We start from the raw sequence: 16195 nt of genomic DNA, 5'->3' as shown, positions 1-16195 counted from the left end.
ACTTCCTGGGGGGAAGAACAATGGTCGGCATCACGGGCGTCATCTGGTATCCGCGGGGCGCAGCACCCAACTCTGCAGCACTGGTCGCCGGGGCGGGGCCGGTCCCTCTCGGTGTGGCGGCCGGTGCTTGGTCTACCGTTTCGTCCGGACTTACCGACACCGCTGCGTCCATCTCTCGCGTGATGGCGGACCTTCGCACTGGGTGGTCAGGAGAAGCAGCCGATGCCGCGTTGAGCAAGTTCGCACCGTTCCAGGAATGGGCTGGTGCGGCCGCGCTGCTCGCGGGAGAAACTGCAGGTAAGGCCCAGGTGCAGTCCGGCTCGTACACGGTTGCCACCCTCGCCATGCCGTCCCTGCCCGAGATTGCAGCGGTTCAAGCGGCCAAGGTCGCCGCGTACTCCATCGGCGGTGCGCTGGTAGGCGGGGCCGCTGCAGCCGAGGCGGCTGAAGAAGCTCTCAAAATTCGAGCGGCGGTGACGATGGAAACGTACGACGCCGCAACAGCCCATCTGGCCGTGCAGCAGAACTTCGACTCACCACCGTCCATCGCGGAACCCACAGCTGGGGCATCCGCTTCGGCCGAAAGCCCAGGCAGCGCCGCTCGACAGTCCGTCGTGCACGCGGCATCCACGCTCGCTGACGTAATCGCTGATCCTGTGCGCGCCGCATCCGCTGCTGTCGCATCTGTAGTTTCCAGCCCGGTATTTGCCGCCGCTGCCTCACAGGCCGGTGCCATCTCCGGTGGAGTTGCCACCGCAGCCAGCGCCACCACCACCGCAGTCACGGGCGCCACCAGTGCCGCATCAGCTCTCGCGACGGCAGGAGCACGACTCGGCGGCGCAAGGCTCGGTGCTTCCACACCATCACTGTTCGGCACCCCGTCGGCAAGCCGGGCACCGGCACAGGTCAGCGCAGCATCTGCGACTACCGGAGTCGGAACAAGTGCAGGCTCGTCGTCGAGCGGCAGCACCGGCCGGCACGCTCTTCCCGATCCCTCCACCGGCCAGAGCGCCGCACGCCAGAACCCCGTGACCTCGCCGGTTCAGGGCACCGCGGATACCGTCAGAGTGGATCCCGCCCGAACCGCAAGCGGATCTGCGCCGATCGCCGGCGGTCGTCATGCCGCCCAAGCGGAAGACGAGACCGAGCACGAGACACCCGATTATCTCAAGCACTTCGAGCACTTCGCCGACGGCCGGACGGTCATCCCTTCGGTGATCGGTGGCGCGCTTGAAACCGCAGAGCGTTGACGGTGGACCTCGGCACCTCACCTGACGGCTGGAATTTGCCGGTCATCACGGTGTCACAGGACGAAATCGACTATGTACGTGAGCGACTCGGTCTCGATGCGCTTCCCGTGGTTCTCGGTGGCGCGTCGGTCCACGGCAGTGCGAGCGCTCACCATACGGCGATGCAGTCCGCGGCAGATTCACTCTCCGAGCGCGATCTCCTCCCCGGTGGGGAGATCCATCACGAGCTCAGTGCCCGCCTGCGCGTCCTGACTCACCCCAAGTGGGAGTTGGCGCTGCGTCGGCATGCCGGCGGAAGCATTTCACGCCTCTGCATCGCGCAGGGCGAATTCCTTTGTGTCGAAGCAACATCAACCGAATCTTCGTTTGCACTACGCAGTGTCACGTCCGAACCGGCCGTACCCGTGGTCACCGCACTCGGCAGCGCCGAAGCAATGCCGATCGCCGTGATCAACGCACCGACCGAAATGCTGAGCCTGGCATTCGGCGCCGGCCCGGATGCCGACAGCGTGACCCCTGCCTTGATCAACGCCGGGATACCCGAAGACGAAGCGCACCAACTGGGTAGCGCAATCGTCACCTGTACCGCTTTCGCCGAATTGGTCGGAATACCACACAGTTTGGGAGCGACGACGCTCATGACCGGCGCAGTGACGGTGTACGACACCTTGGCCGGCCGTCTCGTGGGTTCGACCACTCGGGCTGCCGACGGCACCGAATGGACATCCATCAGTTCCGGAACACCCCATCGCCTTCGGCAAGCCGTGAACGCGCTGGTAACCGAACTCGAGGAATCGACGCCGGACACTTCCGGGTAACCTCGGGGCGTCCCTTCAACGCCCGGAGCCTTACTTCAGCATGCAGTTCTCGCGTCAACCGTCGTCACCGGGCGAACAAGGCTCGGTCGGCACGATCGATCGGCCGACCGAAGAACGGGCAACAACACCTCACCGACAAGATCTCAACGGCCTGCGTGGCCTTGCCATCGGTTTGGTGGTCGTGTTCCACGTGTGGTTCGGACGGGTATCGGGCGGGGTGGATGTCTTCCTGGTTCTGTCCGGGTACTTCTTCGTTGGCTCACTGGTCCGACGCGCCGAAGCCGGGGGCTCGTCGAACCCGCTCCCAGCACTGCGGCGAGTGTTTCTGCGGCTGTTCCCTCTGATCGCGGTGGTCAGCGTCTTGACTGCGATCGGTACCGCGCTGCTGTTGCCGCGGACGCGCTGGGCAGATCTGGGTGATCAACTGATCGCGGTGCTCGGCTTCTTCCAGAACTGGCAGCTCGCCAGCACCGCAAGCGATTACCTGGCCGCCGATGGTTCGGTCACTCCCCTGCAGCATCTCTGGTCGATGGCCGTGCAAGGTCAGTTCTATCTCCTGGCCATTGCACTCGTCTCGGTGATCGCCTACCTGGCTTCGCGCGTGAATCCGAACTACTTTCGACCCTCGCTCGCGGTCACCCTCTTCGTTCTGGCCGCCGGATCTTTCCTCTACGCGCTCGCCAAATCGTCACGCCATCAAGCTTGGGCGTACTACGACTCCGGTGCCAGGTTGTGGGAATTGGCTCTCGGAGGTCTGCTCGCGGTTCTGATGACCAGCACGCGCAGTCGGCAGATCGCGTCGTTGCCGTTCTCGATCCGGGCAACGATCGGTTGGGCGGGTCTTTCGTCGATCCTGTTGTGCGGAACCGTTCTCGACGGCGCGGCGCAGTTCCCCGGCCCGTGGGCGCTGGTACCGGTGCTGGCAACTCTTGCGCTGATCCTGTCCGGAGTCGGCGACGACGCACCCTGGACGTCGCAGACGCTCGCTCATCCGGCGCTGACGTGGCTCGGCTCGTTCGCGTTCGCGCTGTACCTGATTCACTGGCCCATCCTGGTGTTTGCGCTCGTGATCACCGGACGCCCCGAAGCCGGCCCGCTCGGCGGGGCAATGATCATCGCCCTCTCCGTCGCCGGGGCGCTCGCACTCCGGCGCCTGGTCGAGGTTCCGGTGGAGCGCGGAGGTCGCTCGCGCCGATTCACCGTTCTGGCTTGCGTCATCACCGCTGCCGTGGTCCTCGCCGCTTCGGTCGCTTGGCAGTCGTACGCGAGCAGCCAGACGACGGGCCAACGGGCAGTCGACACCCTCGATCTCCCTACCCATCCCGGCGCCCTCGCGCTCACAGACGGCGCCGATGTACCCAAGGCGTCGATGGTTCCCTCGATCTTCGATGCGCCGCTGGACCTTCCGGCCAGCACGCTCGACGGTTGTATCGCCGATTTTCTCGAGCGGGACGTCGTCCACTGCACCTACGGCGACGCCGAGGCCGACAGAACCATCGCTCTCGCGGGCGGTTCGCACTCCGAACACTGGCTCACTGCACTCGACGAACTCGGCAAGAGCCACGGGTTCCGCGTCGACACGTATCTGAAGATGGGCTGCCCGCTCACGATCGACTCCATGCAGACGTTGTCGGACAACGATTATCCGGATTGCGTCGACTGGTCGCGTGGAGTGCTGACCGAGTTGGCCGACGCCTCACCCGATTTCGTGTTCACGACAGCAACCAGGCCGAGTTCCGACGGTCCCGGCGACGTGACGCCGGAGTCGTACGTGCACGTGTGGGAGGAACTGGGGCGCGACGGTATCGACGTGCTCGCCATTCGCGACACCCCGTGGTTGCATCACGACGGCGTCGCCTACCGCGCGATCGACTGTCTGGCGACCACCACGTCACCCGATCACTGCGCGATGCCACGGTCGGAGATGCTCAGCGACGTCAATCCGGCGCCGTCGGCAATTGCCGATCTGACCAACGTCCGGCTACTCGACCTCAGCGACGGCGTGTGCGGACCGGAGTTGTGCCGCGTCGTGGAGGGAAATGTGTTGGTGTATCACGATTCCCACCATCTGACCGCCAGCTACGTGAGCACCCTGTCCACAGAACTCGGGCGCCAACTGAGCGTCCAGACCGGCTGGTGGTGAAGTAGGCGGTCAGCCCATCACGTCGTCGGCACCGGGGATGAGCCGATGCTCGAACGGCGGATTCACAGCTCCCCAGCGCAGGCACTCCCAGCCGCCGTCGGCCGAGGGCAACAGTTCGACGGTCTCGGTGTTGGCCAGGTGGTTGTTGGCGGCGAACAGACCGGGGACACCGGCAAGTTGGGCGGCGACAAGACGGATCGCCGCACCATGACTGACCACGACGATGTCTCCGCCGTCGCGTGAGCCTTCGAGAAATTCTTCCCGCAACGCGTTGACGACGGGGACGTACCGTTCCAGGACGTCGTATCCCGTTTCGCCGCCGGGAATGCGGGCGCCGAGGTTCCCGGTGTGCCAGTGATGGAACGTCTCCATGAACAGTCGGTGCGCGGCTTCGTCAGTGCGATCCTCGAGATCCCCGGCCTGCACCTCGTGCAGTCCGTCCCGCACATCCAGGGAGACGCCCGCTGCCTGCTCCACGAAACCTGCGGTCTGCCGTGCACGCAACGCCAACGACGACACAAGTGCGAGGGGCGGGGCCGAAGCGAGGCCGATGCCCAACGTTTCGGCCTGCGCCAACCCTGCCGGCGTGAGCTTTGCTCCTGGCAGGGCGGTGTCGAGACGTTTGGCGACATTCGCCTCCGTCTGACCGTGCCGAACGAGGATGAGCCTTCCGGTCATCGTTCTCCCTCTCCCCGCTTGAGCTCGTCGATCCAGTTGATTGCTTCTTCGTCCGAAGGTGGTTGTGGCCCGGTCGAATTCGCTGTTGCCCACGATCCGAGGAAGCGGACTCCGGATTTGCGATGCAGTGCACGCATCGCTTCGGCCACCAACGAGTCCTCGATGTGCCCGACGCAGTCCACGAAGAAGCGATAAGTACCCAATTCCGTTCGCATCGGCCGCGATTCGATCCGAGTCAGATCGATACCGCGAGCTGCGAATTCGGAGAGTGCACGTACCAGGGAGCCCGGAGCGTTGTCGAGGTGAAGCACCAGCGCGGTGCGATCGGCACCGGTCCGCGGCGGAACCGGGGCCGGCTTGGTGACCAGCACGAAGCGTGTGCGGGCACCGCCCACATCGGCGACGTTGTCCGCGAGGCTGTCGAGTTCGAGCATCTGACCGGCCAGCGCCGTGGACACACCGGCGTCGACGGTTCCGGCCTGCACATCCAGGGCCGCACCGGCATTGGACGAGGCCAGCACTACCTCGGCTTGTGGAAGGTTCTCGGCGATCCATCCGCGGACCTGTGCGCCCGCATGTGGGTAGGCCCCGATCGTGCGGACCTGATCTGCGGTAGTCCCGGCCCGAACCAGGATGGAGAAGCTCACGTCCAGATCGGTTTCGGCCACGATCTGCAGCGGCGAACCGAGGGCCAGCGAATCGAGCGTCGGCGCTACGCCGCCTTCCACCGAGTTCTCGAAGGGAACCACGGCCCCGTCGACCGAACCGTCGCGAACCATGTCGAGCGTCGCCGGCGGACTTCCTGCCGGTACTCGCTCGACGGTTTCGCCGAACGCGCCCTCAGCCTCCAACTGGGCGAGAGCTATCTCCGTGAAGGTTCCCGACGGACCGAAATACGCGATTCTTGGCACGCCTACGAGATTACGCACCGACCCGCGCCGGTCACTGCAAACCCGCGGCACGCAGAGCGGTTTCCACCGCCTGCGGACCCGCGACCTCGATCGTGAGCAGCACCTCGCGCATCGCGGACGCGGCTTCCGGGATCAGAGCAGTGAGTTTTTCCGGCTTCGGATCGACTATCGCGGCGCGAACGTCATCACCACGCAGTGCGGCGACGGTGCCACACAGCAAGGCGATCACCTCGTCGGCGTCGGCTGCGCGGGCTACGAAACCGACGGACTCGTGCGCGAGTACCGCCAGGAAATCGGCCACTTCGGTGGGCGTACGACCGGCGGCGAGTCCGGGGATCCGGCCACCTTCGCACAGTCGCAGTGCCGCTTCGGCGGGTGTCAGATCCTCTTCGCCGCCGTCGACGTACACAGCGAGCGGAGCGGGCAGGCGCAGCGCGATCGCGTCGTCGATCTGGTCGGTGGTGACGTCGAGGTCGAAACGGACGGCCTCGTACGACACACCGGTGTCCGCACGTAGTTTCTCGGGATCGATGTCGAGACGGACGACCACCCGGCCCGCGGCTTCGGCGCCGATCAGGGCGGACGCCGGAACGACCGGGAGAAAGAGTGCTTCGAGGAGTCCGCGCGAGTTTCTCGGGGCGGGCAGCCCGAGTGAGAGAGGAATGGCCACGGACAAACCGTAACCCCGGCGAAGTCGACGGATTCCACGCGAGTTGCGTAAAAGTCTTGCGATTCACACCGGAGCACCTTAGGTTAGGGTTACCTCATCATCCGATGGAGTTCGAGAGAACACCCGCCAAGGGGGCAGCATGGCAACGAAGACCAGCACCGGCCCGTCCACCGCCGAACGCGTCCGCAGCGCCTGCGTGCGCGCACAGGACGCAGTTCTCGCCATCGAAGGCAGCGACCCCACCGTCACCTCGGTGCATCACCTGCGTTCGAACGGTGACGTCGTCGTTGCAGTCCCACATGCCTCCGCAGCTGCGGCTCTGGCCTGGAACTCCGGCGGCGGCGGCTTGCCTGCCGTCCTCGAGATCACCGATCACGCACCACTGCGACTGCGCGAGCCCGTGCGCTCCCTCGTGTGGCTTCGCGGCACGTTGCACGCGGTGCCCGATTACGAGGCACGCGTTCTCGCCGACGACGTCGCATCCGAACATCCCCACCCGGGACTTCTCGACATCGGCCACACCTCGGTCCTTCTTCGTTTGAGCCTGGCCTCGGCTGTAGTCGCTGATTCGACGGGAGCAGAACCCGTCGCCGTGGACGAACTGCTGAACGCCAGCCCTGATCCCTTCTGGGAAATGGAAACGGCGTGGCTGCAGCATCTGGACGAAGACCACCGCGACCTCGTGGACCTGCTCGTGCGCAAGCTTCCCCCGTACATGCGCACCGGACGCGTTCGGCCACTCGGCATCGACCGCTACGGCCTGCGCCTGCGGGTCGAGGATCACACCGGTGACCGCGACGTGTGGATGCCGTTCGCCAACCCCGTCGACGACGCTCCCGCGCTGAGCCGCGCCATCCGCATGCTGGTCGGGTGCCCTTTCCTCAACGGCCTCCGATCGGGCGGCGCATCGAACGGCTAGCGTTGCGCGGGTGAATGCCCGCGAAACCGTCCGCACGTGGTTACGGCCGCCGACTCCCGTCCCGGCCGGCCCGGCGCTCGATCCGGCCGCCAGACGCGGAGTCTGGATCGAGATCACGATCGTCCTGCTGGTCACCTTCGGACTCAGCGGATTGTCCGGGATCCTGTCGCTCGCCGAATCCTTGGCGACGCCGGTTGCGCTCTCGGATCAGACGGTTGCGCTCAATCCCTCGCGGGCCGCCATCGACTGGATCGACCTGGCGCGCCAATTACTGGGCGTCGCAAAGCTTCTCGCATGGGCAGCGCTAGGACTCTATCTACTGTGGCGCTCGGGGATCGGTCCGCGTGCTGCGGGGCTGACTCCCAAACCTCGATTCGGACGCGACATAGCCCCGGGTTTCGGCTTGGCCGCCGTGATCGGTCTCCCCGGCCTGGTGTTCTATCTCGTGGCTCAGGCGCTCAGCGTCAACCTCACCGTCCAGGCCAGCGCGCTCGACGACCACTGGTGGCGGGTGCCGATCCTCGTACTGTCCGCAATCGCGAACTCCGGCGCCGAAGAGGTGCTGGTCGTCGCCTACCTGATCACTCGCCTCCGAACGCTGGGTTGGAGCGAGAACAAATCGCTGCTCGCATCGTCACTCCTGCGCGGCAGTTACCACCTCTATCAGGGGTTCGGCGGCGGCGTCGGAAACGTGATCATGGGGCTCGTGTTCGGCCGGTACTGGCAGCGCACCGGGAAACTCTGGCCACTGGTCATCGCCCACGCTCTCATCGACATGGTGGCGTTCATCGGTTACGCCCTCCTGCGCGATCACGTCTCCTGGCTGCCGTGACCGGTACCGTGAACTGGTGACCGGCGACTCCGAATATCCTCAGCGCCCTCCGCGGCGCCAGCCGCCAGGGCCACCTCCGCGTGGACCGATGCCTCCGAGGCAGAACCCTCCACGCCCGAATCCACCCCGTCAGGGCCCACCCCCGCAGCGGCGTCCACCGATGCCGCCGGAAGGCCCGACGGTCATACGCCGCGACGGACGCCCGCCGCAGCAGAATCCGGCCAATCAGGCCTGGTCACAGGCCCCACAACAAGCGCCGCAGCAACCCAGACGCGAGGACTGGGCACCGACCCAGCGCCCGCAGCCGTTCCAGGACGATCCCCGTCGTCAGGGTGGGCAGCGTCAGGATCCGCAGCGTCAGGCCAAGTACGCGCCCGCTCCGCCGCGCCGAACCCCGCCGAACGCCCCGCCGCGCCCTCCTGAACCACCGAAGCAGCGACGCCCACGTAAGCGTCGTAGCTGGGGTAAACGTATCGGCATCACGTTGTTGGTGTTGCTGCTCGCATTGGCCGGTGCGCTCTATTACGTCGACAGTTCGCTCAATCGAATCGACGCGCTGCCTGACTACGCAGGACGCGTCGCCGATACTCCGGGAACGAACTGGCTGATCGTCGGCTCCGACTCTCGTGAGGGGCTCACCCCCGAGCAGGAGCAAGCCCTTGCGACGGGCGGCGACACCGGACCCAAGCGCACTGACACGGTGATCTTGGTCCACGTCCCCAAGAGCGGGAAGACGACGATGGTCAGCATCCCGCGCGACTCGTACGTTCCGATCCCCGGCTACGGCTCGGACAAGATCAACGCCGCCTTCGCCTTCGGTGGCGCTCCCTTGTTGGTGCAGACCGTCGAGGAGGCAACGGGGCTTCGCATCGACCACTACGCCGAGATCGGATTCAGCGGGTTCGCGGGCATCGTCGACGCCGTCGGCGGCGTCAACGTGTGCCTGGCTCAGCCGATCGACGACCCGCTGGCCGGGATCAACCTCCCCGCCGGGTGCCAGGACTTGAAGGGTTCGGATGCACTCGGGTTCGTGCGAACTCGCGCGACGGCGCTCGCCGACCTCGACCGCATGAACAACCAGCGCCAGTTCATGTCGGCGTTGCTGTCGAAGGCGACGAGTCCGACCACGTTCCTCAATCCGTTCCGGTTGTGGCCACTCGTCTCCGATACCGCCAAATCTCTACAGGTCGACGAAGGCGATCACATCTGGAATCTGGCCTCACTCGCCTGGGCGCTTCGGGGAGGGATGACCACCACGACGGTTCCGGTCGCCGGTTTCGAGGACGTGGACGGTTCGGGCAACGTGTTGTTGTGGGACAAGGCGCGCGCTTCGCAGTTCTTCGACGCCCTGGCCAACGATCAGCAGATTCCACAGGATCTGATCACCACGGGGTAATCGCCCTGAGTTCCGGTAGTACCGCGGGAGGACAAGCCCGGCGAACAAATCGCTTTCCGGCAGGACGCGGAATCGGCGGCCGAAAAATACCGTGAAGGTATGAACACAACACACCGCCGATTCCGCACTCTCGCCGTCGTTGCCGCCGCCGTCGGAGCTGCTGCACTCGTGACGTCCTGCTCCGGAACCTTCGAGAAGTTCGACGACTCCAAGGCGTACAAGAAAACCGAAACCTTCTCTTTTGCACAAGCATCCAACGGAATCGACACACTGCCGAGTTGGGTTCCCGCCGGCGCAACGGGTATCGACGAGGTCATCCGCACCACCGGCAACGAACGCATCCTGCGAATGACTGCGAACATCGCGGAGATAGATCACAACAGCTGCATCGCACGACCCACCGTCGAAACTCGTCCCGCATCGTTGTCCGCACAGTGGTGGCCGACGGGGGTCGAGAAGGGCAGTTCTTTTCAGTGCGGCGATTGGTACGTCGGCGAAAAGGACTCGTTCGTCTACGGGTACCGACCGGAATCTCTCGGCTTCATCATCGATCAGCTCGACAAGAAGTAGCTCCCTCTCAGCGGCGACGACCCAGTAACCTGTTGGGATGACACAGGCGAAGAACTCGAGCGAATTCACCACTCTGCTGCGTCAGCAGATCCGTAACGAGTTCACTGCATCGCAGCAGTACATCGCGGTAGCGGTGTACTTCGATGCTCACGATCTTCCGCAGATGGCCGCGCGCTTCTACAGCCAGGCCACCGAGGAACGCGGTCACGCGATGATGATGATCCAGTACCTGCTCGACAACGACCTCGACGTGGACGTACCCGGTATCGACGACGTCGTGACGAAATTCGACAGTGTCCGGGCTCCGGTCGAATTGGCACTCGAGCAGGAGAAGACGGTCACCGAGCAGGTGACGCAGCTGGCACGTACAGCTCGCGATACCGGCGACTACCTGGGCGAGCAGTTCATGCAGTGGTTCCTCAAGGAACAGGTCGAGGAAGTGGCAAGCATGACAACACTTCTCACCATCGTCGACCGCGCCGGCGACAACCTGTTCCACCTCGAAACGTTTGTCGCACGCGAGATGAACACCCCGGCCGCTGCCGACGCAATGGCGCCGACGCCCGCCGGCGGCGGCGTCTGAGGGCCACCGGCCTACCGAGTCTCAGGCCGCTCGGCGGCGTTCAGTAATCTGAGGAAATTGTTGTACGCCTCAAGATCACTGTCGCCGTCGATCTCGGCGCGGCGGTCCAGGGCGGCATTCATCCGTTTGTCGTCCCGGTTCCAGCGCATCGCGAAGATCACGACCACCACCAGCGCGACGGGCTCTCCGTACGACCACGCGAGGGCGCCCGCCAGCTGCTGATCCTGCATGACGTCCACGCCCCACTCCGGAGGCGGATCCACGAAGGTGGTCAGTAGCGGTTTTGTCGCCATCATGAGTACGACGCCGATGAACACGTGCAGCGGCATCTCCACGAACAGGTCGAAACACCGCCCGAGGTAGCTCTGCCGCACCGGCAGTGGGCCGGTCGCGAGCACCGGCATGATGAAGAGCAGACCGCTGGCGAGAAAGAAGATCTCGAGCGAAACGTGTCCGGCCGGTAACGCCGAGACAGTGTCGAAGATCGGCGACAGATAGATCCCGTAGTAACTGAACAGAAATACCGGGATCGTGAAACCGGGGTGCAGCATCCACCGCGCCGGTGGGCTACGCAATGCCGAGAGGGCAAGCGCGAGAACACCTTTTCCTATCCCTCGATGCGGCGTCGAACGCAGTAGCAGTAGTCCCGGCGAGCCCAGTACCCAGAGCGGCGGGATCGCCATCGAGAGCGTCAGGTGTTGGAACATCCAGACACTGAAGAGTTCGTAGCCGTAGCTCTCGACCTTCAGTCCGGTTACCGCGATCAGCAGCAGGCACCCACCCAGGAAACACGCTGTCCGATGCCACGGCCACGGTCTCACACTCGCGCGAACTCGCTGAGCGCCAGTCCAATACCAGAGCGCAAGAACAACTCCCAGCGCAGGTAGAAGCGGGAGGGATGAAGTATCCCACTCCAGCATCTGCCCGATCGACGGCGGCGGCGTGTCGTTCACGAACGCTTCACCGGCGGGTCCTCCTTCGTCTCCATGCGGGTACCGTCGACTCTACACCTAACTACTATGTTGGATAGTATTTAGGAATTCGACGGAAGGTCCAGGTGCACAGCAGTGTCCAGAAGCATGAAGATATCCGCCGCCCTGATCGCGGTGTTCGCGGTAGCTCTGATCACGTTCATCACCGTCGATCCGATCCGGGCGGACAACGAGAGCACCGATCGGGCAGCACAATCCACCGCCGTCCTCACCGACGACGCGTACCGATTGACCTCGGCCGCCGACGGCAAGGTGAACCTGGTCGAGTTCCTCGACTTCGAATGCGAGGCCTGCCGCGCGCTGTACCCGACGATGGAGCGAATCAGAGCCGAGTACGAGGATCGAATCACGTTCGGGATCAGATACTTTCCGATTCCGAGTCACACCAACAGCACTCTCGCGGCGCAGGTCGTCGAATCCGCATCTCGCCAGGGCAAGTTCGTCGAGATGTATCAACGGATGTACGAGACGCAGTCGCAGTGGGGTGAATCTGCCGAATCGCAGGAGGTGCTGTTCCGCTCCTACGCACAAGATCTCGGCCTCGACATGACCCGATTCGACTCCGACCTCGGCAGCCGCGGCGTCCGCGAGCGGGTCGAGCGCGACTTCGAAGAAGGTCGACGCCTCGGCGTCCAGGGCACGCCCACCCTCTTTCTGAACGATGTGAAACTGGCCCCGATGCCGACCTACGAAGATCTGAAAGCCCAGATCGACACCGTACTGGGACAATGAACTCCGTCCTTACCGGTCGCATTCTGGCTGTCGCCGGCCTTGCCGGCCTGATCGCGTCATTCGTCCTGACGCTCGAGAAGCTGGCAACGCTGAGCGACCCGGCGTACGTACCGTCGTGCAGCATCAACCCGATCATCAGCTGCGGCACCATCATGAGTTCACCGCAGGCCGAGGTGTTCGGATTCCCCAATCCGATATCGGGTCTGATCGGCTTCACCGCGCTCACCACTGTCGGGGTCCTCGCTGCTACCGGAGTATCTCTCCCGCGGTGGTGCTGGTTCGCCACACTCGCCGGGCTGGCCCTGGCCGCGACATTTGTTCACTGGTTGATCTTCGCGAGTCTCTATTCGATCCAGGCGCTGTGCCCCTACTGCATGATCGTCTGGATCTCGGTGGTGTGTTCACTCTGGTATTGCGCCCTGCACCTTGCGGTTTCGCGAACCAACAGCGCCACGGCCGCCACCGCCGCCAGATACCACTCGGTAGTGCCCACGGTATGGATGCTCCTTGTGGTGCTTGCAATCACCGAGGCCTTCTGGTGGTACTGGCGGACACTCGCCTGAGTACGGGATTCAGGTCAGAACAGCGCAGATACCCGCGGAGACAGCTACCGTCACGGCTGCGGCAACGGCCGTCGTGACAGCCGCCGGCACACAGGCCGCCACCGCGCAGGTCAGTCGCCGAGGCGACGCCACGTCGCCGTCGACCAGGGAACGCAATCGCACTGCGGTCGCGCCGCCGTGATCGCCCAAGCTCCAGTCCGGTTGAGGAAGCGGCGATTTCGACACCACGGCAAGAGCGGAACGCACCGCAGCCGGGCTGGTGACGCGAGCGGCGTGCCGGTCCGCCGACAGTTCCACGATCGCGCCGACGGCAGCAGGTGCCGCCGCGAACAACGGCACTCGCGGCAGAACAGCGGCCAGGACTTCGCACGCACCGACGATTCGGTGATGACCGCCGCTCAGGTGTGCACGCTCGTGCGCGAGGACCGCGTCACGCTCGCCTCCGGTAAGAGCGGATGACAAGCCTTGCGTCGCAACGACAAATCCAGGTTTTCCGGCGACGCTGTAGGCCATCGGCAGCGGATGATCCAACCACAACACGTCGGACTCCGAGTTGTCGCGGCGCGCGACGATCGAGAGAACATCACGATGGAAATCTCGCACCCTCGCGTGCTCACGCGCTTGTTTGCGGCCGGCCAGCACGATCCGAACGGCGATCAAACCCACCGCAGCAACGGCTGTGCCGGTGATCAGTTCACCTACCCACGAACTCGTGCCGTGCGCGAAGGCGCTGAAGCACCGAGCGATACCGTCGACCAGCCCCTCGACCGGTGCGTGGCTCGGCCACACCAGAACCAAGACCGCGGAGAGAGCGAGATACAGAGCCGACGCCATACTGCCGAGCCACGCCGCGAGTAGCACCGCCGGTGACAACGCCGAGGAAACGGCTCGCAATACCCGCGGGACCAAAAATCCCACGAGTACCGCACCGAGAAGCATCGGCAACGCCAATGTCATTGCGCACCTTCCCCGGAAAGACCTCGGCGCAGGGCCTCGTTCTCGGCGTCCGTCATGGTCTTGGCGAAGTGCAACAGCACGGCAGCGGAATCGGAACTGCTGTCCAACAATTCGCGCAGAGCCCTGGAGGTGGCTTCTTCACGGGTGCGGCTCGGCCGATAGAAGTAGGCGCGACTCTTCTTCTCGCGACTCACCCACCCCTTGTCGTAGAGATGCGTCACGACGGTCAGGATGGTGGTGTACGCGAGCTGTCGACGCTCGCTCAAGATCTCGACCAGATCCTTGACCGAGAGTGCGTCGTCGGACTGCCAGAGCACATCCATGACCTCGGCTTCGAGTCCGCCCAGCCCCTGCATTGCTCCTCCATCGCGTCGTGACAGAACTTCAGTCGCCCGTGGTCTTCTCCCCGAACGACACGCCCCGGGAATTCAGATACGCGAGCGGATCGGTCTTCTGTCCGTCAGATTGCCACACCTCGTAGTGCAGGTGTGGTCCTGTCGATTGTCCACGATTGCCGACGGTCGCGATCAGTTCACCCGCCCGCACCTTCTGACCGGCGACCACGAGCGCCTCGTTGATGTGTCCGTAGACGCCGACGGTCCCGTCATCCTGCTGGATGCGGACCCAGAGCCCGAATCCCGCCGCGGGGCCGGATTCGAGCACAACACCGTCGGTCGCCGACACGATGGGTGTTCCGATCGCGTTCGCGATGTCGAGACCGTAGTGGGTGGTTCCCCACCGTGGACCGAAGTTGGACGTCATCGTCCCGCTGACGGGGGCCATCACCTGCGGCTTCTCTGCCTCGTACGTCAGCGCCGCTCGCTCGGATTCGAGTTGTCGCGTCTTGCCGAGTTGTTCGGCTATTCCGGCAAGATCCGTCGTTCGAACAAGGTCGAGGATCTCCGGCACCGACACCGCCGCCACATCCTCGACTGCAACCGGCGGCGGCGATGCGTGCCCGATGGAAGTGCCGGACGCCAGGATTGCGCCCGTCGCCACGGAAACCGCGGCTATGCGCCCGCCGGGTCTGATCGGCTCGGCTTTTCGATGTCGTCCCACTTCTCGGTCCTCGCGTCGATGGCAAATGAAGGTCTACGCCGCCACCATACAACTATGTTGCATAGTTTTTAAGACATGCACTATTGCGCATATATGCATATGTGTCTAGGCTGACGTCGACGAAAGGATCTTCGATGTCACACGGACACGGACACGGAATCTCCCCCGCCGAGGCTGCGACCAGCAACAGCGGCAAGCACGTCAACAAACTGTGGATCGCCGCCGGCCTCGGGTTGGTGACGTTCGTGCTGCAGGTGACGGTCGGACTCTTCACCTCGTCGCTGGCACTGCTCTCGGACTCGGCGCACGTGTTCACCGACATCTTCGGCATCTTCATGGCGCTCGCCGCGATCCTCGTCGCACAGCGTGCCGCCCGGCGCCCCGACCGCACTTTCGGCATGTATCGCACGGAAGTGTTTGCAGCACTGGCCAATGCGATCCTGCTCTTCGCAGTCGCCGGATGGGTGCTCTACGAGGCTGCCAGCCGATTCTCGGATCCGCCCGAGGTTCCCGGCCTCCCCGTCGCGATAGTCGCCGTCGTCGGATTGGCAATGAACGTCATCGCCTTCCTGATGCTGCGCAGCGGCGCGAAGGAGAGTATCAACATCCGCGGCGCCTACCTCGAAGTCATGGCGGACATGGTCGGGTCCATCGGCGTCCTCGTCAGCGGCTTGGTCACGCTCGCGTTCGGTTGGCGTTACGCCGACCCCGTCATCGGCGTAGCCATCGGTCTTTTCGTCTTGCCGCGCGCCTTCAACCTGGGTCGCCATGCCGTCCGCATCCTGCTCCAGCAGGCTCCCGATCGCATCGACGTCACGTCGATCATCGAGAAGATCAACACCCTCCCGGGCGTCGTCGACGCGCACGATCTACACGTCTGGACGCTCACCTCGGGGATGGAAGTTGCTTCCGTTCACGTCACAGCGGCAAGTGACGCCGATCCCACAACGGTGCTCGCGGCCACCCAAACCTTGCTTACCGAGGCCTTCGAACTCGAACACGCCACCGTACAGGTGGAACTACAGGGAAGTGACGGTAAATGCGCGGAACTCGCCTGGTGAAATAGACATTCCTAAATGAAACATTCGATTTCACCGGGCTCGATAACCTCACGGAATTCGG

18 protein-coding genes are annotated in these 16195 nt (G+C 64.3%); 11 read left to right on the top strand and 7 right to left on the bottom strand.

All coding sequences use genetic code 11. The annotated features are described in order from the left end of the window. The first annotated feature begins 20 nt into the window (after positions 1 to 20). The 3 genes from ACFQ6H_RS00800 to ACFQ6H_RS00790 are packed head-to-tail and all read left to right on the top strand — an operon-like array spanning position 21 to position 4211. Entirely contained in the window at positions 21 to 1250 is a 1230-nt protein-coding gene (locus ACFQ6H_RS00800) for a PPE domain-containing protein (RefSeq protein WP_378642746.1), read from the top strand. Positions 1251 to 1252: 2 nt separating this feature from the next. Continuing rightward, positions 1253 to 2068 carry an ESX secretion-associated protein EspG gene (locus tag ACFQ6H_RS00795; protein ID WP_378642742.1) on the top strand — a complete coding sequence of 272 codons (816 nt, stop codon included), beginning with the start codon at positions 1253 to 1255 and terminating at the stop codon, positions 2066 to 2068. Between the two features lie 40 nt (positions 2069 to 2108). After that, positions 2109 to 4211, top strand: coding sequence for an acyltransferase family protein (locus ACFQ6H_RS00790; RefSeq protein WP_378642738.1), 2103 nt, complete (start codon positions 2109 to 2111; stop codon positions 4209 to 4211). Positions 4212 to 4220: 9 nt separating this feature from the next. Here ACFQ6H_RS00790 and ACFQ6H_RS00785 read toward each other — a convergent pair whose 3' ends face one another. From ACFQ6H_RS00785 to ACFQ6H_RS00775, 3 genes are read right to left on the bottom strand one after another with little or no spacing between them, the layout of a single operon-like run. Beyond that, positions 4221 to 4889, bottom strand: a complete 669-nt coding sequence (locus ACFQ6H_RS00785; protein ID WP_378445525.1) for a histidine phosphatase family protein — start codon at positions 4887 to 4889, stop codon at positions 4221 to 4223. After that, positions 4886 to 5800, bottom strand: a complete 915-nt coding sequence (gene pheA / locus ACFQ6H_RS00780; RefSeq protein WP_378642734.1) for a prephenate dehydratase — start codon at positions 5798 to 5800, stop codon at positions 4886 to 4888. Before pheA ends, ACFQ6H_RS00785 begins: the two co-directional genes overlap by 4 nt. Positions 5801 to 5831: 31 nt before the next feature. Next, complete coding sequence (locus tag ACFQ6H_RS00775) at positions 5832 to 6470, bottom strand: hypothetical protein (protein WP_378642730.1); 639 nt, start codon at positions 6468 to 6470, stop codon at positions 5832 to 5834. Positions 6471 to 6609: 139 nt separating this feature from the next. Between ACFQ6H_RS00775 and ACFQ6H_RS00770 the strand changes: the two genes are divergently transcribed. The 5 genes from ACFQ6H_RS00770 (at position 6610) to ACFQ6H_RS00750 (ending at position 10770) form a co-directional block, all read left to right on the top strand. Continuing rightward, complete coding sequence (locus tag ACFQ6H_RS00770; protein ID WP_378536490.1) at positions 6610 to 7389, top strand: DUF2470 domain-containing protein; 780 nt, start codon at positions 6610 to 6612, stop codon at positions 7387 to 7389. A 10-nt stretch (positions 7390 to 7399) separates the two neighbouring features. Then, positions 7400 to 8221, top strand: a complete 822-nt coding sequence (locus ACFQ6H_RS00765; protein ID WP_378536487.1) for a CPBP family intramembrane glutamic endopeptidase — start codon at positions 7400 to 7402, stop codon at positions 8219 to 8221. 160 nt (positions 8222 to 8381) lie between these two features. Then, complete coding sequence (locus tag ACFQ6H_RS00760; RefSeq protein WP_378445521.1) at positions 8382 to 9617, top strand: LCP family protein; 1236 nt, start codon at positions 8382 to 8384, stop codon at positions 9615 to 9617. Between the two features lie 99 nt (positions 9618 to 9716). Next, positions 9717 to 10187, top strand: a complete 471-nt coding sequence (locus tag ACFQ6H_RS00755) for a hypothetical protein (RefSeq protein WP_378536485.1) — start codon at positions 9717 to 9719, stop codon at positions 10185 to 10187. A gap of 37 nt (positions 10188 to 10224) precedes the next feature. After that, on the top strand, positions 10225 to 10770 hold the full coding sequence (locus ACFQ6H_RS00750) for a ferritin (protein ID WP_378445519.1): 546 nt from the start codon (positions 10225 to 10227) through the stop codon (positions 10768 to 10770). An 11-nt stretch (positions 10771 to 10781) separates the two neighbouring features. Here the strand turns inward: ACFQ6H_RS00750 and ACFQ6H_RS00745 are convergent, their stop codons facing one another. Beyond that, positions 10782 to 11723, bottom strand: a complete 942-nt coding sequence (locus tag ACFQ6H_RS00745) for a cytochrome c oxidase assembly protein (protein ID WP_378642726.1) — start codon at positions 11721 to 11723, stop codon at positions 10782 to 10784. A 126-nt stretch (positions 11724 to 11849) separates the two neighbouring features. Between ACFQ6H_RS00745 and ACFQ6H_RS00740 the strand changes: the two genes are divergently transcribed. Continuing rightward, complete coding sequence (locus ACFQ6H_RS00740) at positions 11850 to 12494, top strand: DsbA family protein (RefSeq protein WP_378540863.1); 645 nt, start codon at positions 11850 to 11852, stop codon at positions 12492 to 12494. After that, positions 12491 to 13057: a vitamin K epoxide reductase family protein gene (locus tag ACFQ6H_RS00735; RefSeq protein ID WP_378633553.1), complete on the top strand. Its 567-nt coding sequence runs from the start codon at positions 12491 to 12493 to the stop codon at positions 13055 to 13057. The genes ACFQ6H_RS00740 and ACFQ6H_RS00735 overlap by 4 nt, the downstream gene beginning before the upstream one ends. Positions 13058 to 13066: 9 nt before the next feature. Here the strand turns inward: ACFQ6H_RS00735 and ACFQ6H_RS00730 are convergent, their stop codons facing one another. Genes ACFQ6H_RS00730 through ACFQ6H_RS00720 form a run of 3 tightly spaced genes read right to left on the bottom strand, consistent with a single transcriptional unit; the run spans position 13067 to position 15028 of the window. Beyond that, positions 13067 to 14014 carry a M56 family metallopeptidase gene (locus tag ACFQ6H_RS00730; protein ID WP_378633550.1) on the bottom strand — a complete coding sequence of 316 codons (948 nt, stop codon included), beginning with the start codon at positions 14012 to 14014 and terminating at the stop codon, positions 13067 to 13069. Beyond that, complete coding sequence (locus tag ACFQ6H_RS00725) at positions 14011 to 14370, bottom strand: BlaI/MecI/CopY family transcriptional regulator (protein ID WP_378642723.1); 360 nt, start codon at positions 14368 to 14370, stop codon at positions 14011 to 14013. Before ACFQ6H_RS00725 ends, ACFQ6H_RS00730 begins: the two co-directional genes overlap by 4 nt. A gap of 28 nt (positions 14371 to 14398) precedes the next feature. Then, positions 14399 to 15028 carry a M23 family metallopeptidase gene (locus ACFQ6H_RS00720; protein WP_378537150.1) on the bottom strand — a complete coding sequence of 210 codons (630 nt, stop codon included), beginning with the start codon at positions 15026 to 15028 and terminating at the stop codon, positions 14399 to 14401. A 179-nt stretch (positions 15029 to 15207) separates the two neighbouring features. On the opposite strand from ACFQ6H_RS00720, the gene ACFQ6H_RS00715 reads away from it, so the two are divergent. Further along, positions 15208 to 16134: a cation diffusion facilitator family transporter gene (locus tag ACFQ6H_RS00715; protein WP_378536472.1), complete on the top strand. Its 927-nt coding sequence runs from the start codon at positions 15208 to 15210 to the stop codon at positions 16132 to 16134. Positions 16135 to 16195 lie beyond the last annotated feature (61 nt).

The organism is Rhodococcus sp. NPDC056506, from assembly GCF_042794945.1.
GTDB lineage: Bacteria > Actinomycetota > Actinomycetes > Mycobacteriales > Mycobacteriaceae > Rhodococcus_F.
The sequence above is the reverse complement of the archived record's forward strand: the minus strand, read 5'-3'. Positions and strand labels throughout refer to the sequence as shown.